Source organism: Streptomyces lavendulae subsp. lavendulae (genome assembly GCF_002803845.1).
GTDB lineage: Bacteria > Actinomycetota > Actinomycetes > Streptomycetales > Streptomycetaceae > Streptomyces > Streptomyces lavendulae.
The window spans coordinates 4419537-4436000 of sequence record NZ_CP024985.1 but is presented as its reverse complement, the minus strand read 5'-3'; the positions used below and the strand labels follow the sequence as shown (position 1 = coordinate 4436000).

14 protein-coding genes are annotated in these 16464 nt (G+C 74.3%); 11 read left to right on the top strand and 3 right to left on the bottom strand.

Features of this window, described 5'->3' with window-relative positions:
* Positions 1-208: 208 nt before the first annotated feature.
* The 11 genes from SLAV_RS19445 to SLAV_RS19395 all read left to right on the top strand — a co-directional run bounded on the left by SLAV_RS19445 (position 209) and on the right by SLAV_RS19395 (position 12811).
* On the top strand, positions 209-1876 hold the full coding sequence (locus tag SLAV_RS19445; RefSeq protein WP_030225057.1) for a protein kinase domain-containing protein: 1668 nt from the start codon (positions 209-211) through the stop codon (positions 1874-1876).
* Between the two features lie 162 nt (positions 1877-2038).
* Positions 2039-2464 (top strand): hypothetical protein, encoded by a 426-nt coding sequence (locus SLAV_RS19440; RefSeq protein ID WP_030225059.1) that lies wholly within the window; start codon positions 2039-2041, stop codon positions 2462-2464.
* A 189-nt stretch (positions 2465-2653) separates the two neighbouring features.
* Positions 2654-3241, top strand: a complete 588-nt coding sequence (locus SLAV_RS19435) for a hypothetical protein (RefSeq protein WP_030225061.1) — start codon at positions 2654-2656, stop codon at positions 3239-3241.
* 72 nt (positions 3242-3313) lie between these two features.
* Positions 3314-3970 (top strand): PadR family transcriptional regulator, encoded by a 657-nt coding sequence (locus SLAV_RS19430; RefSeq protein WP_030225063.1) that lies wholly within the window; start codon positions 3314-3316, stop codon positions 3968-3970.
* Between the two features lie 26 nt (positions 3971-3996).
* Positions 3997-4788 carry an ABC transporter ATP-binding protein gene (locus SLAV_RS19425; RefSeq protein ID WP_234333373.1) on the top strand — a complete coding sequence of 264 codons (792 nt, stop codon included), beginning with the start codon at positions 3997-3999 and terminating at the stop codon, positions 4786-4788.
* Complete coding sequence (locus SLAV_RS19420) at positions 4785-7646, top strand: FtsX-like permease family protein (RefSeq protein WP_455907104.1); 2862 nt, start codon at positions 4785-4787, stop codon at positions 7644-7646. The genes SLAV_RS19425 and SLAV_RS19420 overlap by 4 nt, the downstream gene beginning before the upstream one ends.
* Before the next feature lie 82 nt (positions 7647-7728).
* A complete protein-coding gene (locus tag SLAV_RS19415; protein WP_030225071.1) occupies positions 7729-8268 on the top strand; it encodes a bacterial proteasome activator family protein in 540 nt (179 codons plus the stop codon).
* A 264-nt stretch (positions 8269-8532) separates the two neighbouring features.
* Positions 8533-9408, top strand: a complete 876-nt coding sequence (locus tag SLAV_RS19410) for an NTP transferase domain-containing protein (protein WP_030225073.1) — start codon at positions 8533-8535, stop codon at positions 9406-9408.
* Positions 9405-10688 carry a molybdopterin molybdotransferase MoeA gene (locus SLAV_RS19405; protein WP_030225079.1) on the top strand — a complete coding sequence of 428 codons (1284 nt, stop codon included), beginning with the start codon at positions 9405-9407 and terminating at the stop codon, positions 10686-10688. The genes SLAV_RS19410 and SLAV_RS19405 overlap by 4 nt, the downstream gene beginning before the upstream one ends.
* A complete protein-coding gene (locus SLAV_RS19400) occupies positions 10676-11773 on the top strand; it encodes a potassium channel family protein (protein WP_051840225.1) in 1098 nt (365 codons plus the stop codon). Before SLAV_RS19405 ends, SLAV_RS19400 begins: the two co-directional genes overlap by 13 nt.
* Positions 11774-11833: 60 nt before the next feature.
* On the top strand, positions 11834-12811 hold the full coding sequence (locus SLAV_RS19395) for an NAD(P)H-quinone oxidoreductase (protein WP_030225083.1): 978 nt from the start codon (positions 11834-11836) through the stop codon (positions 12809-12811).
* A gap of 61 nt (positions 12812-12872) precedes the next feature.
* On the opposite strand, the gene SLAV_RS19390 is transcribed toward SLAV_RS19395, so the two are convergent.
* From SLAV_RS19390 to pdhA, 3 genes are read right to left on the bottom strand one after another with little or no spacing between them, the layout of a single operon-like run.
* Positions 12873-14171: a dihydrolipoamide acetyltransferase family protein gene (locus SLAV_RS19390; protein WP_030225085.1), complete on the bottom strand. Its 1299-nt coding sequence runs from the start codon at positions 14169-14171 to the stop codon at positions 12873-12875.
* Entirely contained in the window at positions 14171-15178 is a 1008-nt protein-coding gene (locus tag SLAV_RS19385; RefSeq protein ID WP_030225086.1) for an alpha-ketoacid dehydrogenase subunit beta, read from the bottom strand. Before SLAV_RS19385 ends, SLAV_RS19390 begins: the two co-directional genes overlap by 1 nt.
* Positions 15175-16311, bottom strand: a complete 1137-nt coding sequence (gene pdhA, locus SLAV_RS19380; RefSeq protein WP_030225088.1) for a pyruvate dehydrogenase (acetyl-transferring) E1 component subunit alpha — start codon at positions 16309-16311, stop codon at positions 15175-15177. Before pdhA ends, SLAV_RS19385 begins: the two co-directional genes overlap by 4 nt.
* Positions 16312-16464: the final 153 nt, after the last annotated feature.

Here is a 16464-nt window from a genome sequence, read left to right as displayed (position 1 = left end):
CTCTCGTCCGCTCTAGCGGTGGGTCCTCATCGGGTGCTCCGATGAACGCTACAGCCTCCGAACCGGTCACCGTTCGGACACAGACACCCTGTGGCCCCATGGTCACGCAGCGGGCACCGGCTTGACGTGTGCTTGCCCTCCGGCAGACTGGGCGCGACATGCGCTCAGCCAGACGCGTAGGGACACAGCCCGAGGGGAAGCAACAGTCATGAGCCAGGACGCCACACAGGGCCGGTACGCAGGCGGCTCCCTGGCCGGTGGCCGTTACCAGCTAAGGGATTTGCTGGGCGAGGGAGGCATGGCCTCGGTCTACCTCGCGTACGACTCCGCGCTCGACCGCCAGGTCGCCATCAAGACCCTGCACAGCGAACTCGGCCGCGAAGCGTCCTTCCGCGAGCGGTTCCGGCGTGAGGCGCAGGCTGTTGCGAAACTGTCGCACACCAATATCGTCTCGGTCTTCGACACCGGCGAGGGCGAGGTGACGTTCGGCTCCTCCGGCGCCGACGGCACGGTCATGCCGTACATCGTCATGGAGTACGTGGAGGGGCAGCCGCTCGGCTCCGTCCTCGACGCGGACGTCCGCCAGTACGGGGCGATGCCGGCCGACAAGGCGCTGAAGGTGACGGCCGACGTGCTGGCCGCGCTGGAGACCAGCCACGAGATGGGCCTGGTCCACCGCGACATCAAGCCCGGCAACGTGATGATGACCAAGCGCGGCGTGGTCAAGGTCATGGACTTCGGCATCGCGCGGGCCATGCAGTCGGGGGTCACCTCGATGACCCAGACCGGCATGGTCGTCGGCACCCCGCAGTACCTCTCGCCGGAGCAGGCGCTGGGCCGTGGCGTGGACGCCCGGTCCGACCTGTATTCGGTCGGCATCATGCTGTTCCAGCTGCTGACGGGCCGGATCCCGTTCGAGGCGGACTCCCCGCTGGCGATCGCGTACGCGCACGTCCAGGAGGAGCCGGTCGCTCCGTCGAGCATCAACCGGTCGATCACCCCGGCCATGGACGCCCTGGTGGCGCGGGCCCTGAAGAAGAACCCGAACGAGCGCTTCCCGACGGCCTCGGCCATGCGGGACGAGATCTCGCGGGTCCTGTCGGCCGGTCAGACCGGGGCTCCGGTCATCGTCCCGGGCGCCGCCCCGGGCGGCAGCGGGGCGGGCGTCGGCTCGGCCGTGTTCCCGCCGGTGGACTCCGGGTTCCAGGCGCCGCCGGCGCAGTCGCTCCAGCAGCCGTACCCGGGCGCGCAGACCCCGCCGCCGTCCCCGTACGCGCCGACGCCCCCGCCGCAGCAGCACGCGCAGGGCGGCTACGCGTACCCGCACACCGCGGCGCCGACGCCGGCCCCGCAGCAGCAGTACGCGCCGCAGACCCCACCGCCGTTCACCATCTCCCCGGCCCCTTCTGCCTCCTCCTCGGGCGGCGGGAAGCGGAACACGCCGGTGGTGGTCGGGGCGATCGCGGTGGCCCTGCTGGCCATCGGCGGCCTGATCGCGGTGTGGAACATGGGCGGCGACGAGGGCGACAACGGCGGCACGGCCGCTCCGGATTCGTCGAAGTCGGCGTCCGCCCCCGCGGTGGCGGGCCACAAGGGGCCGGACACCTCGCGCACGATCGACCTGGAGAAGTGCAAGAGCCCCACGAAGTCCTACAAGGACGCCTCGAAGGTCGTGGCGCCGGACTTCCGTTACAAGAACCTGCGCTCGGTGAAGGAGTGCATCCAGGCCGCGGGCTGGAGGTTCACCCTCCAGGACCGCGACGAGGCGGTCTACGGCCAGGACACCGTCCTGGAGCAGCTGCCGGCGGCGGGCACGGACGTCGCCAAGGAGGGCACGGAGTTCACCCTGGTCGTCTCCACCGGCGACCCGCAGTAGAACCCCGGAGCGCACCGGCCGGTCGGCTTCCCGGAGCGGTCGTGCGCCTCGGGAAGCGGTCGTGCGCCTCGGTGCGCCGGTGCGCCTCGGTGCGCCGGTGCGCCTCGGTGCGCCGGTGACGCGTCCACGGGAGGGTTCCTCCACCACACGATGGAGGAACCCTTGCGCACCGTCTCCCGTTCGCTGACCGTCTCGGCCGTGGCCACCGCCGTCGCCGCCCTGCTCGCCGCCCCCGCGTCCGCCGCCGCTTCCGTTACCTCCGACTGCTCCTCCCCGGGGGCATACGGCAGTGCCACCTGGACCTGGGCCGGCCGGGGCGCCCTGCGCGAGCTGCGGCTGACCGCCGTCGACACCGCCGACGACTCCCGGATCGCGGGCGTGCGCCTCTACACGCTCGACGGCGCCGGGCACACCCGGTACTGGCCGTGGCGCCTGAACTCCAACGGTTCGGGCAGCAGCCAGAGCTGGACCACCTCGCTGGACGACGCCCGGGGCATCTCCCGCGTCGGCGTGGAGGCCGCCGCCTTCGACGACCGCGGCTACCGGCAGCTGTGCGGATCCGCCTCGCTGGCCAATCCCTCGCGGTAGGGCCGCCGTCGGGGCACCGCCGAAGGACTGACCTCCACCCCCGGGCCACCCTCATGGACGGCCCGGGATGCCGGTTTTGCCCCACTATGTAAATCTGAGGACGTCATTCCGACGCCTCGATCCCGACGCCTCGGTCCCGCCGCCCCGGCGTCCCCGCGTCCCGGCCGCACGGAAGGGGAGGGGCTCCCCGTGACTCGACGCCCGCGCGCGCCGCGCTGGACCGCCGGGGCCGTACTGGCCGGCGTCGCCCTGCTGGCCGCCGCGCCCGCGGGACCGCCGCCCCCCGCCCTGGCCCCGGCGGCGGTGGCGGCCGCGCGCGCGGCCGCCACCGCCGCGGCGAAGGCCGCCGCCGCGGTGGCCGAAGTACCGGAAGAGGCGTACGAGGAGCTCGCCGGCAGTGCGGCGGGCGTCGGCCGGGAGCACCCCGGGCGGCCCGCCACGGAACCCCCCGCCGCCGAGTTCGCCGCAGCCCCCCACGCGGCGCACCCGGCCCGCCCGAGACCCCAGCGCCCGGAGCCCCCGGCCTCCCCGCACCTGCCGCCCGGCGCCACCCCGGACCCCGCCCGGAACCCTTCCCGGACCTCCCCCCAGACCCCTCCCCGGACCTCCCCCCGCAGCCCCGGCCCGGGCCACCCCTCCGCGTCCGCCGCGATCGGCACGGAGGCCAACGGACGGGCCGCCGACCTGGCCGCGCACATGCTGCCGCTCGGCACCGGACTGGCCCTGATGGGACTGGGCCTGGGGTACATGGGCGTGCGGCTGCGCCAGGGGCGCTAGCCCCGCGTCCGGGGCCCCCGACACGCCATACCGGGTATACATACTGAGTATGTAGCGGTATACATACTCAGTATGTCGATCCGTCACGGGCTTCTCGCCCTGCTGGAACGGGGGCCCCGCTACGGGTCCCAGCTGCGTTCCGAATTCGAATCCCGCACCGGCTCCACCTGGCCGCTCAACGTCGGGCAGGTGTACACGACCCTCAGCCGCCTGGAGCGCGACGGACTCGTCGCCCCCGGCGGTGAGGACGCCGCCGGGCACACCCTCTACGCCATCACCGACACCGGCCGCAGCGAACTCCGCGAGTGGTACGAGCGCCCCGTCGACCGCACCAACCCGCCCCGAGACGAGCTCTCCATCAAGCTCGCCATGGCCGTCGGCGCCCCCGGCGTGGACATCCGCGCCGTCATCCAGTCCCAGCGGCACGCCACCATCCAGGCGATGCAGGACTACACGCGGCTCAAGGCCCAGGCCATCACCGCCATCGAGGGCGGCCGCGCCGACGAACGCGACGACCTGGCCTGGCTGCTGGTGCTGGAACAGCTCATCTTCCAGACCGAGGCCGAGGCCCGCTGGCTCGACCACTCCGAGTCCCGGCTGGTCCGGCTGGCCGCCCGCGCCGCCGCCGAGCCCGCACCGCCGGCCGCCCCCGCGGCGCCCCCGGCCACCGGCCCCGCCGCAGACACCACCGCCGTCCGGTCCCGCAGCGCCCGTACCCGGCGCGGCTGAACCACACCCTCCCAGGGGGATCTTTCATGCCTGACCAGCACCGTTCCCATGCCATACCCCGGACCGGGGGCCACTCCGCGCCCCGGTCCGCCTCCCAGCCCGTGCTCCGGCTCGACCGGCTCGTCCGCACCCACGGCAGCGGCGCCACCGAGGTGCACGCCCTGCGCGGGATCGACCTGAGCGTCCACGCCGGAGAACTCGTCGCCGTCATGGGCCCCTCCGGCTCCGGGAAGTCCACCCTGCTCACCCTCGCGGGCGGACTCGACACCCCCACCAGCGGCCACGTGATCGTCGAAGGCATGGACATCACCACCGCGGGACGCCGACAGCTCGCCGCCCTGCGCCGCCGCAGCATCGGCTACGTCTTCCAGGACTACAACCTCATCCCGGCCCTCACCGCCGCCGAGAACGTGGCCCTGCCCCTCGAACTCGACGGCACCTCCGCCCGCAAGGCCCGCGCCGCCGCCCTCGCCTCCCTGGACGAGATCAACCTGCGTCCCCTCGCCGACCGCTTCCCCGACGAGATGTCCGGCGGCCAGCAGCAGCGCGTCGCCCTCGCCCGCGCCCTGGTCGGCAACCGCCGGCTGGTCCTCGCCGACGAACCCACCGGCGCCCTCGACTCCGAGACTGGCGAATCCGTCCTCGCCCTGCTGCGCTCCCGCTGCGACGCGGGCGCCGCCGGCATCCTTGTCACCCACGAACCCCGGTTCGCCGCCTGGGCCGACCGGGTCGTCTTCCTGCGCGACGGCAGCGTCGTCGACGAAACCCTGCGCAGCCGGGCCGACTCGCTGCTCTCCGGGCGGGCGGCCGGCCTGTGAGTTCCCTGTTCGGATCCTGGTACCACCCCTGGGTCGCGGCCCTGCGCATCGCCCGCCGCGACGCCTGGCGCGCCAAGGGCCGCAGCGTCCTGGTCCTCTCGATGATCGCCCTGCCGATCGTCGGGGTGAGCGCCGCCGACCTCACCCTGCGCAGCTCCGAGCTCACCACCGAGCAGCGGCTGACCCGTCAGATCGGCGCCGCCGACGCCCGGTTCTCCGAGACCGGCCTCGACGGCCCGATCCTCCAGCACCCCGACGGCGAGCGCTACGCCCCCGTCGGCGGCTACGACAAGTACCGGCCCGACCCGGAGAAGAAGCAGTCCTCGCTGAAGGCCGCGATCCCGGCCGGCGCCCAGGTCGCCGAGGACGGCAAGGGCAGCATCAAGGTGCACACCGTCCACGGGCTGCTCATGACCGAACTACGCGAACTGGACGTGCACAACCCGCTGACCCGCGGCCTGATCACGCTCGACCGCGGCCGGCTGCCGCAGGGGCCCGGCGAGGTCATCGCCACCAACAGCTTCCTGAAGGAGTCCGGGCTGCACGTCGGCTCCGCGGCCACCCCGCGCGGCTCCCCCTCCTCCTACCGCATCGTGGGCGCCTACGAGCTCCCGTCCGAGCTGCGGCGCGCCGAACTCCTGGCCCTCCCCGGGACCTTGTTCACCCCGCTGGACCGGGCCCTGCGGGCCGACTCCGGGACCGGACTCCACACCTACACCTCCTACCTCGTCTCCATCGGCGGCGAGGGTTTCACGTGGAACGCGGTCACGGCGGCCAACGCCAAGGGCGCCCTGGTCAACTCCCGCGCCGTGACCCTGCGGCCGCCCGCCGACTCCGAAGTGCCCTTGTTCAAGCAGGAGCCCAAGGACCGCTACACCCAGGACGGCGGCGGGGGCAAGGTCACCGAACGGGCCGTCCTGGCCACCGTCGTGGCCCTGACCATGCTGGAGATCTGCCTGCTCGCCGGACCCGCCTTCGCGGTCGGCGCCCGGCGCTCGCGCCGCCAGCTCGGCCTGGTCGGCGCCAACGGCGGCGACCGCCGGCACATCCGCGCCGTCGTCCTCTCCGGCGGCCTGGTGATCGGCGCCGTCGCCGCCCTCGCCGGCACCGCGATCGGAACGGCCCTGACCCTCGGGCTGCGGCCGGTGCTCGAAGAGCAGATCGGCAGCCGGTTCGGCGGCTTCGGCGTTCGCCCGGCGGAGCTCCTCGGGATCGCCCTGCTCGCGGTGCTGACCGGCCTGCTGTCCGCGATCGCCCCCGCCGTCACCGCCTCCCGGCAGACCGTGCTCGCCTCCCTCACCGGCCGCCGCGGCGTCCGCCGGGCCGGCCGGGTGCTGCCCGTCATCGGCCTGCTCGCCATCGCCGCCGGCGTCGCGATCGCCCTCTACGGGGCCGAGTACCGGGTCAGCCCCACCTTCGTCTCGGGCGGCAGCGCCCTCGCCGAGCTGGGCGTCGTCGCCCTCACCCCGGTGCTGGTCGGGCTCTTCGGGCGGCTGGGCCGGATGCTGCCGCTGTCACCCCGGCTCGCCCTGCGCGACGCCGTCCGCAACCGGGGGCGTACGGCACCCGCCGTGGCCGCCGTCCTGGCCGCCGTCGCCGGAACCGTGGCCGTCTCCACGTACCAGCACAGCAAGGACGTCCAGGCCCGCCACGAGTACACCGCCGAACTCCCCTCCGGGTCCGGCTACCTGATAGCCGGCGACAACCGCGGCCACAAGGACGTACCGGCCCTGCGCGACACCCTCGCGAAGGACCTGCCGCTGGCCGTACGGGCCGACGCGCAGCGGCTCGTCGTCGGCAACCCGGGCTGCTCCCAGGGCTCCTCGGAACCGGGCTGCGGCCGGGTCGAGGTCATCACCCCGAAGGAACAGCGCTGCCCGCTCAACGAGGCCGAACACGGGCCCGCCTCCTTCCCCCCGGACGAGGCCAAGCGGCTGCGGCAGGACCCGCGCTGTGCGATACCGGAGTTCAACCACCTCCCCGAGACCGTCGTCGCCGACGAGAAGCTGATGTCCGTGCTGGCGGTCACCGACCCCGGCTCCGTGGCGGCGCTGAAGGACGGCCGGGCCGTGGCCTTCGACCCGCGCATCGTCAAGGACGGCAAGGTCACCCTGCGGATCGTCACCGACCCGGCGGCGGCCGACGCGGCCCTCGAAAAGCGCGCCGATCCGCCCGGCGAGGACAAGCGGCTCACGGTCCACACGGCCCCGGCCGGAACGAACGCCTGGGGCGTGCACCTGGTGGTCCCGCCCGCCGCCGCCAAGGCCGCCGGCATCGCCACCGCCCCCGTCGGCTCGTACTTCACCCTCGACGGGAAGGCCACCGGCGAACAGCGGCAGCGGCTCGACGGGGACATCGACCGGTTGGGCGCCGACGCCCAGGTCAGGATCGAGTCGGGTTACCAGGAGCAGAGCACGGTGGGCGTCCTCGCGCTCAGCGTCTTCGCGGGCCTGGTCACCATCGGCGCGGCCGGCATCGCGACCGGCCTGGCCCAGGCGGACTCCGAGGCCGACCTGAAGACGCTGGCCGCGGTCGGCGCGGCCCCCCGGGTGCGCCGGACGCTCAGCGGCTTCCAGTGCGGGGTGGTCGCCCTGATGGGCGTGGTGCTCGGCTCCGCGGCGGGCATCCTGCCCGCGGTCGGACTGCGGCTCACCCAGGAGAACGAACAGCGCCGCCTGGTGCAGCACGGCATCGAGCTGGGCTACGCCACGGCGCGCGACGCCGACATCTACGTGCCGATCGCGCTGCCGTGGGACACCATCGCCGGACTGCTGGTCCTGGTCCCGCTCGGCGCGGCCCTCCTGGCGGCCCTCGTCACGCGTTCGAACGGCGCACTGGCCCGCCGGGCGGCGGGCTGAGGTTGCGGCCCCCGTACAGGGTGGATCACGCCCGTACGGGGGCACACCGTGTGAGTAGGACGGTGTGCGAGAGAATGACGGCATGGAGATGCCGAGGAGTGAACGGTCGCAGGACAGTCCCCCGCACGTCCTGATCGTGGGACAGGACGGGACGGCGGTCGGCGGCGCCGATGACGAGTCGCGCGAGGTCCCGGTGACGGAGATGGTCGAACAGCCTGCCAAGGTCATGCGGATCGGCAGCATGATCAAACAACTCCTGGAAGAGGTGCGCGCCGCACCCCTCGACGAGGCGAGCCGGGTCCGGCTCAAGGACATCCACGCCGCCTCGGTGAAGGAACTTGAGGACGGCCTCGCGCCGGAGTTGGTCGAGGAACTGGAGCGCCTGTCCCTCCCCTTCACGGAGGAGGCGATCCCTTCCGAGGCGGAACTGCGGATCGCGCAGGCGCAGTTGGTGGGCTGGCTGGAGGGCCTCTTCCACGGGATCCAGACGGCCCTGTTCGCACAGCAGATGGCGGCGCGGGCGCAGCTGGAGCAGATGCGGCGCGCCCTTCCGGCGGGCGCCCCGCACGACGAGGACGAAGACGGCCCCCACGGCGCGATCCGCTCGGGCCCGTACCTGTAACCACCCCCAACGGGGTAGGAACGCCTCCCCGTTCCGGCCCAGTCACCGTTCCCGCCCCCGGCGGCACCGCCCCGGGGCGCAGCCCCCGGGCGGCACCGTCCGGGGCGCAGCCCCGAGCGGGGTCCGGGGCGCAGCCCCGGGGAACGGGCGAAGGGTGGGGCGGGGAGGGGCCGCGCAGCGGAACCGCCGACCCCGGCCGGCCCGATTAAGGCCCGGGTAAGCGGACCCCCGCCCGGCCCCCACGCCACCCCCATACTCAAGGGCATGACCTACGACGCCATCGTCCTGGCCGGCGGCGCCGCCCGGCGCCTCGGCGGGGCCGACAAGCCCGCCCTCCCCGTCGGCGGCCGCCCCCTCCTCGACCGCGTCCTGACCGCCTGCGCGGACGCCACCGCCACCGTCGTGGTCGGCACCCGCAGGCCCACCGCACGCCCCGTCCGCTGGGCTCTGGAGGACCCGCCCGGCGGCGGCCCCGTGGCCGCGCTGGAGGCCGGGCTGCGGGCCACCACCGCCGAGCTGGTCCTCGTACTCTCCGCCGACCTGCCCTTCCTGGACCCGGACACCGTCCGGACCCTGCTCGCCGCCGCGTCGCGCGGCCCGGGGGACGGGGCCCTGCTGAGGGACCCCGAGGGCCGCGACCAGCCCCTGGTCGCCGCCTACCGCGCCGAACCGCTGCGCCGCGAGGCGGCCCTGCTCGCCGCCGAACACGGCCACCTCCGCGGACTCCCGCTGCGCGCGCTCACCGCCGAGCTGCGGCTGACCGCCGTCACCGCGGCCGACCCCCTCGCCTCCTTCGACTGCGACACCTGGGAAGACCTGGCGGCGGCCCGCGCCCGGATCAGGGAGCATGGAAGCGTGCTGGAGCAATGGATCACCGCCGCCAAGGACGAACTCGGCATCGACGTCGACGTCGACATCACCACCCTGCTCGACGTCGCCCGTGACGCCGCCCACGGCGTCGCCCGGCCCGCCGCCCCGCTGACGACCTTCCTGGTCGGCTACGCGGCCGCGCGCGCGGAGGCCGCGGGCGCCGACCCCGCCCGGGCCGTGGCCGAAGCCTCCCGCAAGGTCTCCGAACTGGCCCTGCGCTGGGCCGCCGAGGCCCAGCCCCCACACCCCGAGGAGAACGGCTCCGGATGACCCGTACCGACGCCGACGGCGCCCTGGACGAGGCCCTTGCACTGGTCAGCCGCACCCCCGACGGCGGTGGCCACCGCGCCGCCCCCTGGCAGCGCGCGCGGGAGACCGCCGCCCGGGCGGGCACGGGCGTCCGGGCCCGCACGCACCGGGTCGCCCTCGCGGACGCGCACGGCGAGGTGCTGGCCGCCCCCCTCGACGCCCTCGGCGACCTGCCGTCCTTCGACACCTCCGCCATGGACGGCTGGGCCGTCGCCGGGCCCGGCCCCTGGAGCATCCGCCCCGGCGAGGGGGTCCTGGCCGGGGCGGAGCCGCCCGCCCCCCTCGCCGACGGCGAGGCGGTACGGATCGCCACCGGCGCCCGGATCCCCGTCGACACCAGCGCCGTCATCCGCAGCGAGCACGCCCGCGAGTCCGGCACCCAGCTCTACGCCGCCCGGCCCGTCAGCACCGGACAGGACATCCGCCCGCGCGGCCAGGAATGCCGCTCCGGCGACCTGCTGCTGCCCGCCGGCTCCCTCGTCACCCCGGCCGTCCTCGGCCTCGCCGCGGCCGCCGGGTACGACGAACTGCTCACCCGGCCCCGCCCCCGGGTCGAGGTCCTGGTGCTGGGCGACGAGCTCCTCACCGAGGGCCTTCCCCACGACGGCCTGATCCGGGACGCCCTCAGCCCCATGCTCGGGCCGTGGCTGACCCGGCTCGGTGCCGAGGTCGTCTCCACGCGCCGGCTCGGCGACGACCCGGACGGGGCCGAGGCCCTGCTCGCCGCGGTCACCGGGTCCACCGCGGACCTGATCGTCACCACCGGCGGCACCGCCTCGGGCCCCGTCGACCACGTGCACCCCGTCCTGGAGCGCGCCGGGGCCGAACTGCTCGTCGACGGGGTCGCCGTGCGGCCGGGCCATCCGATGCTGCTGGCCCGCCTGGGCGACCGGACGGACGGCCGCCACGTGGTCGGGCTGCCCGGCAATCCGCTGGCCGCGGTCTCCGGGCTGCTGACCCTCGCCGAGCCGCTGCTGCGGGCCCTCGCCGGCCGCCGCCAGCGGCCCCGCTACACGGTGTCCGTCGAGGGCGACGTCCACGGCCACCCGTACGACACCCGGCTGGTGCCGGTGCTGCTGACCGACGAGCACGCCGTACCGCTGCACTACAACGGCCCGGCGATGCTCCGCGGAGTGGCCGCCGCCGACGCGCTGGCCGTCGTACCGCCCCACGGTGTGCGCTCCGGGCAGGACGTGGAGGTCCTCGACCTGCCCTGGGCCTCGGGGGGATGTTTCACGTGAAACTGCACGGCGACGACGCCATGGCCCGGGGCGCGGACGAGAAGCTCGCCGCGCGCCGGATCAAGCTCCCCAGGCGTGTGGTCGAGAAACCGCTGCGCCAGGTCGGGAAACGCCTGCTGATGGCGCTGTTCGTGCTGCTCCTGACGGTCCTGGTCGTCTGGCTGGACCGCGGCGGCTACCACGACAACGCCAACGACCAGGTCGACCTCCTCGACTGCTTCTACTACGCGACCGTGACCCTGTCGACGACGGGCTACGGCGACATCGTCCCGTACAGCGACAGCGCGCGGCTGATCAACATCCTGGTGATCACCCCGCTGCGCGTGCTGTTCCTGATCATCCTGGTCGGCACCACGCTGGAGGTGCTGACGGAACGCACCCGCGAAGAGTGGCGGCTGAGCCGCTGGAGGAAGAACTTGCGCGAGCACACGGTCGTCGTCGGCTTCGGCACCAAGGGCCGCTCGGCCCTGCAGACGCTGCTGGCCACCGGCATCCAGAAGGAACAGATCGTCATCGTCGACCCCAGCTCCAAGGTGATCGACACCGCCAACGCGGAGGGGTTCACGGGGGTCGTCGGCGACGCCACCCGCTCCGACGTCCTGCTGCGGGCCGAGATCCAGAAGGCCCGTCAGATCGTCATCGCCACGCAGCGCGACGACACGGCGGTCCTCGTGACACTGACGGCCCGCCAGCTCAACCGGGGGGCGAAGATCGTCGCGGCGGTCCGCGAGGAGGAGAACGCCCCGCTGCTGAAGCAGTCCGGCGCGGACGCGGTCATCACGAGCGCGAGCGCGGCCGGGCGGCTCCTGGGCCTGTCCGTGCTGAGTCCGAGCGCGGGCACCGTGATGGAGGACCTGATCCACCAGGGCAGCGGCCTGGACCTGATCGAACGGCCCGTCCGCAAGGCCGAAGTCGGGCGCGGGGTGCGGGAGACGGAGGACCTGGTGGTCAGCGTGCTGCGCGGGCACCGGCTCCTCGCCTACGACGATCCGCACGCGAGCCCGCTCCAGCTGACGGACCGGCTGATCACCATCGTGCGCGCCGCGCCGACGGCCCATCAGGTCAGGCTGGGCCCGGCGGACTGACCGGGGCATCGGCCCCGTCCGTACTGGGCGGGGGGCGCCGGGTCGCGTAGATTCCGGGCCATGCATGCGATCACCATCGAGCAGCCCGGCGGCCCCGAGGCCCTCGTCTGGGCCGAGGTACCCGATCCGGTGGCGGGCGAGGGGGAGGTGCTCGTCGAGGTCGCGGCGAGCGCCGTGAACCGCGCCGACGTCCTTCAGCGGCAGGGGTTCTACGATCCTCCGCCCGGCGCCTCGCGCCACCCGGGCCTGGAGTGTTCCGGGCGGATCGTCGCCCTGGGGCCGGGGGTGTCCGGCTGGTCGGTGGGCGACGAGGTGTGCGCGCTGCTGGCCGGCGGCGGGTACGCGGAGCGCGTGGCCGTCCCGGTGGGCCAGCTCCTGCCGGTGCCCGCCGGGGTGGACCTGGTGGCGGCCGCCGCGCTGCCCGAGGTCGTCTGCACCGTGTGGTCCAACGTGTTCATGGTCGCCGGGCTGCGTCCCGGCGAGACCCTGCTGGTGCACGGCGGGTCCAGCGGGATCGGCACGATGGCGATCCAGCTGGGCAAGGCCGTCGGGGCGCGGGTGGCGGTCACGGCGGGCGGCAAGGAGAAGCTGGCGCGCTGCGCGGAGCTGGGCGCGGACGTCCTGGTCGACTACCGCGAGCAGGACTTCGTGGAGGAGCTGCGGGCCGCGACGGGCGGGGCCGGGGCGGACGTGATCCTGGACATCATGGGCGCGAAGTACCTGGCGCGGAACCTGGACGCGCTGGCCGTGAACGGCCGCCTGGCGATCATCGGGCTCCAGGGCGGGGTGAAGGCCGAGGTGAACCTGGGCGCGCTGCTGGCGAAGCGGGCGGCGATCACGGCGACCTCGCTGCGGACCCGGCCGCTGGAGGAGAAGGCGGCCATCGTGGCCGCCGTACGGGAGCACGTGTGGCCCCTCATCGCCTCGGGCCGCGTCCGCCCGGTGGTCCACGCGACGTACCCGATGTCCCGTGCCTCCGAGGCCCACCGCGTCCTGGAATCCAGCGCCCACGTGGGCAAGCTCCTGCTGACGACCTGACCCCCCGACTCCGGACCACCGTCCCGGGGCAGGGCCCCGGGACGGTGGGCGGGGGTGGTCCCTACAGCCCCCTCAGGAGCACCGCCGGGTTCTCGACGCAGTCGGCCACGTAGCGCAGGAACCCGCCCGCGGCACCGCCGTCGCAGACCCGGTGGTCGAACGTGAGCGACAGCTGGACGACCTGACGCACGGCCAGCTCCCCCCGGTACACCCACGGCTTCGGGATGATCCGGCCCACTCCGAGCATCGCCGCCTCGGGGTGGTTGATGATCGGCGTGGAGCCGTCGACCCCGAACACCCCGTAGTTGTTCAGGGTGAACGTGCCGCCCGTGAGGTCCGCCGGGGCCAGCTTGCCCGCCCGCGCCAGCTCCGTCAGCCGTGCGAACTCCGCCGACAGGGACTCGGGGCTGCGCGTCTGGGCGTCCCGGACGACCGGGACCATCAGCCCGCGCTCGGTCTGGGCGGCGAAGCCGAGGTGCACGGCCGGGAGCCGGACGATCTCGTTCGCCGCGAGGTCCACGGTGGAGTTCAGCTCGGGGTACTTGGCCAGCGCGGCCGTGCAGATCCGGGCCAGCAGGGCGAGCACCGAGATCTTCGGGCCGTCCACCGCGTTCATCGCGGCCCGCGCCGCCATGAGCTCGGTGGCGTCCGCGTCGACCCAGCAGGTGGCCTCGGGGATCTCGCGCCGGCTGCGCGAGAGCTTCTCCGCCACGGCGCCCCGGAGCCCCTTGAGGGGGATCCGCTCGCCCTGGGCGGCGGCGGCCGCCGCCACGGGAGCCGGAGCCGCCGCGGGGGCCGCCGGGCGCAGCGCCGCCTCCACGTCGGCCCGCAGGATCAGGCCCTCGGGCCCGCTCCCGCGCAGCGCCCGCAGGTCGATGCCGTTGTCCCGGGCCAGCTTGCGCACCAGCGGCGAGATGACGGGCACCGGCCCGGCCGGAGCCGGGGCGGCCGCCGCAACCGCGACGACGGGAGGAGCCGACACGGCGGCGGTGACGGGTCGCACCCGTCGCCGACGCGCTGGGCGCGAATGGTCCGTGCCGTAACCGATCAGGGGCCGGGGCACGTTGCCGGAGCCCTCGGCTTCGGCCTCCGCGGCCTGGGCGGGCTCCGTCACCGACCCCACCGCGACGGTGATCAGCGGAGCCCCCACCGGAAGCTCCGTACCCTCCTCGCCGAAGCGCGCGGTGACCACGCCCCCGTAGGGGCACGGCACCTCGACCATCGCCTTGGCGGTCTCCACCTCGACCACCGGCTGGTCGATCTCGACGACGTCGCCCACGGCGACCAGCCAGCGCACGATCTCCGCCTCGGTCAGCCCCTCACCGAGGTCGGGCAGCTTGAACTCCAGTACCTGCGGCATCAGTTCTCCCACTGCAGCCGGGCCACGGCGTCCAGGATCCGTTCCACTCCGGGCAGGTGGTGCTTCTCCAGCATCGGCGGCGGATACGGGATGTCGAAGCCCGTCACCCGCAGCACCGGCGCCTCCAGGTGGTGGAAGCACCGCTCGGTCACCCGCGCGGCGATCTCCGCACCGGGCCCGCCGAAGCCGGCCGCCTCGTGGACCACGACCGCACGCCCGGTCCGCCGCACGGAGGCCACGACGGTCTCCTCGTCGAAGGGCACCAGCGAGCGCAGGTCGACGACCTCCAGGTCCCAGCCCTCCTCGCGGGCCGCCTCGGCCGCCTCCAGGCAGACCGGCACCGAAGGACCGTAGGTGATCAGGGTCGCGCTCGTGCCCGCCCGCCGGACCAGGGCCTTGCCGATGCCCGGGACCGCCGCCGGGGCCTCCGGCGACCACTGCGCCTTCGACCAGTAGAGCCGCTTGGGCTCCAGGAAGACCACCGGGTCGTCGCTCGCGATGGAGGCCCGCAGCAGCCCGTACGCGTCCTCGACGGTCGCCGGGGTCACCACGTGCAGGCCGGGGGTGGCCGTGTAGTACGCCTCGGAGGAGTCGCAGTGGTGCTCGACGCCGCCGATGCCGCCGCCGTACGGCACCCGGATGGTGATCGGCAGCGGCATCGCGCCCCGGGTGCGGTTGCGCATCTTCGCGACGTGCGAGATGAGCTGCTCGAAGGCCGGGTAGGCGAACGCGTCGAACTGCATCTCCACGACCGGCCGCAGCCCGTACATGGCCATGCCCACCGCCGCGCCGAGGATCCCCGCCTCGGCGAGCGGCGTGTCCGTGCAGCGGTCCTCGCCGAACTCCTTCGCGAGCCCGTCCGTGATCCGGAAGACCCCGCCGAGCGCGCCGACGTCCTCGCCCATGACGTGGACGGTCGGGTCCTCGGCCATCGCGTCGCGCATGGCCCGGGTCAGCGCCTGGGCCATCGTCGCGGGCTTGACCCCGGGCCGGGTCACCGTGCTCATGCGTCGCCCTCGGCTTCCAGTTCGGCGCGCAGCTGGTCCGCCTGCTCGCGCAGCCGGCCGGTCTGCTCCGCGTAGACGTGTGCGAAGAGGTCCATCGGGTCGAGGACCGGGTCGGCGTTCATCCCCTCGCGGAGGTCCGCCGCCATCGCCTCGGCGGCGTCGCGGGCCTCCTGGATCCCCTGCTCGTCGAGGATCCCGCGGGCGGTCAGCTCGTTCTCCAGCAGCTGCACCGGGTCGTGCGCCTTCCAGGCCTCCACCTCGGCGTCCGAGCGGTAGCGGGTCGCGTCGTCGGCGTTCGTGTGGGCCTCCATCCGGTAGGTGACGGCCTCGATCAGGGTCGGCCCGCCGCCGGCGCGCGCCCGCTGGACGGCCTCGGTGAGGACCTCGTGGAGGGCGGCGACGTCGTTGCCGTCGACCAGCCGGCCGGGCATCCCGTAGCCCACGGCCTTGTGGGCCAGGGTCGGGGCGGCCGTCTGCTTGGCGAGGGGGACGGATATCGCGAAGCCGTTGTTCTGGACCAGGAAGACCACCGGGGCCTGCCAGACGGCCGCGAAGTTCAGCGCCTCGTGGAAGTCGCCCTCGCTGGTGCCGCCGTCGCCGACCATGGCCAGCGCGACGACCTCGTCCCCGCGCAGGCGGGCGGCGTGCGCCAGGCCCACCGCGTGCGGCAGCTGGGTGGCGAGCGGGGTGCACAGGGGGGCGATCCGGTGCTCGCGCGGGTCGTACCCGGTGTGCCAGTCGCCGCGCAGCAGCGTCAGCGCCTGTACGGGGTCCAGCCCGCGGGCCACGGCCGCGAGGGTGTCCCGGTAGCTCGGGAAGAGCCAGTCCTGCTCCTCCAGGACCAGGGCGGCCGCGATCTCGGCGGCCTCCTGTCCGACGGTGGAGGGGTACACGGCGAGACGGCCCTGCCGGGTCAGTGCGGTGGCCTGCGCGTTGTAGCGGCGGCCGCGCACCAGCTCGGCGTAGTACCGGCGCATCAGCTCGGGGTCGAGCGAGGCGGCCGCCTCGGTGCCCAGCACCCGGTAGGGCTCGGGGTCCGGAAGCAGCGGGGCGGCCTCCGTACGGGGCCTCCAGGCGGGCGGCGGGGTGGCACGGTGGGACGCACCGGCACCGGGCAGCTCTTGGACCGTCATGGCGGCGTACACCTCCTCGTGGGAAGCGGGCAGGGACGCCCCGGGTGTGAGGCGCCTCACCTACCGATTGTTCGGTCGTCGACGCAATTTGGCTACAGGCGGCTCCAGGCTGTGGACAAAGTGGCGGCGGACCCCTGGGATGGGTGCAGGACG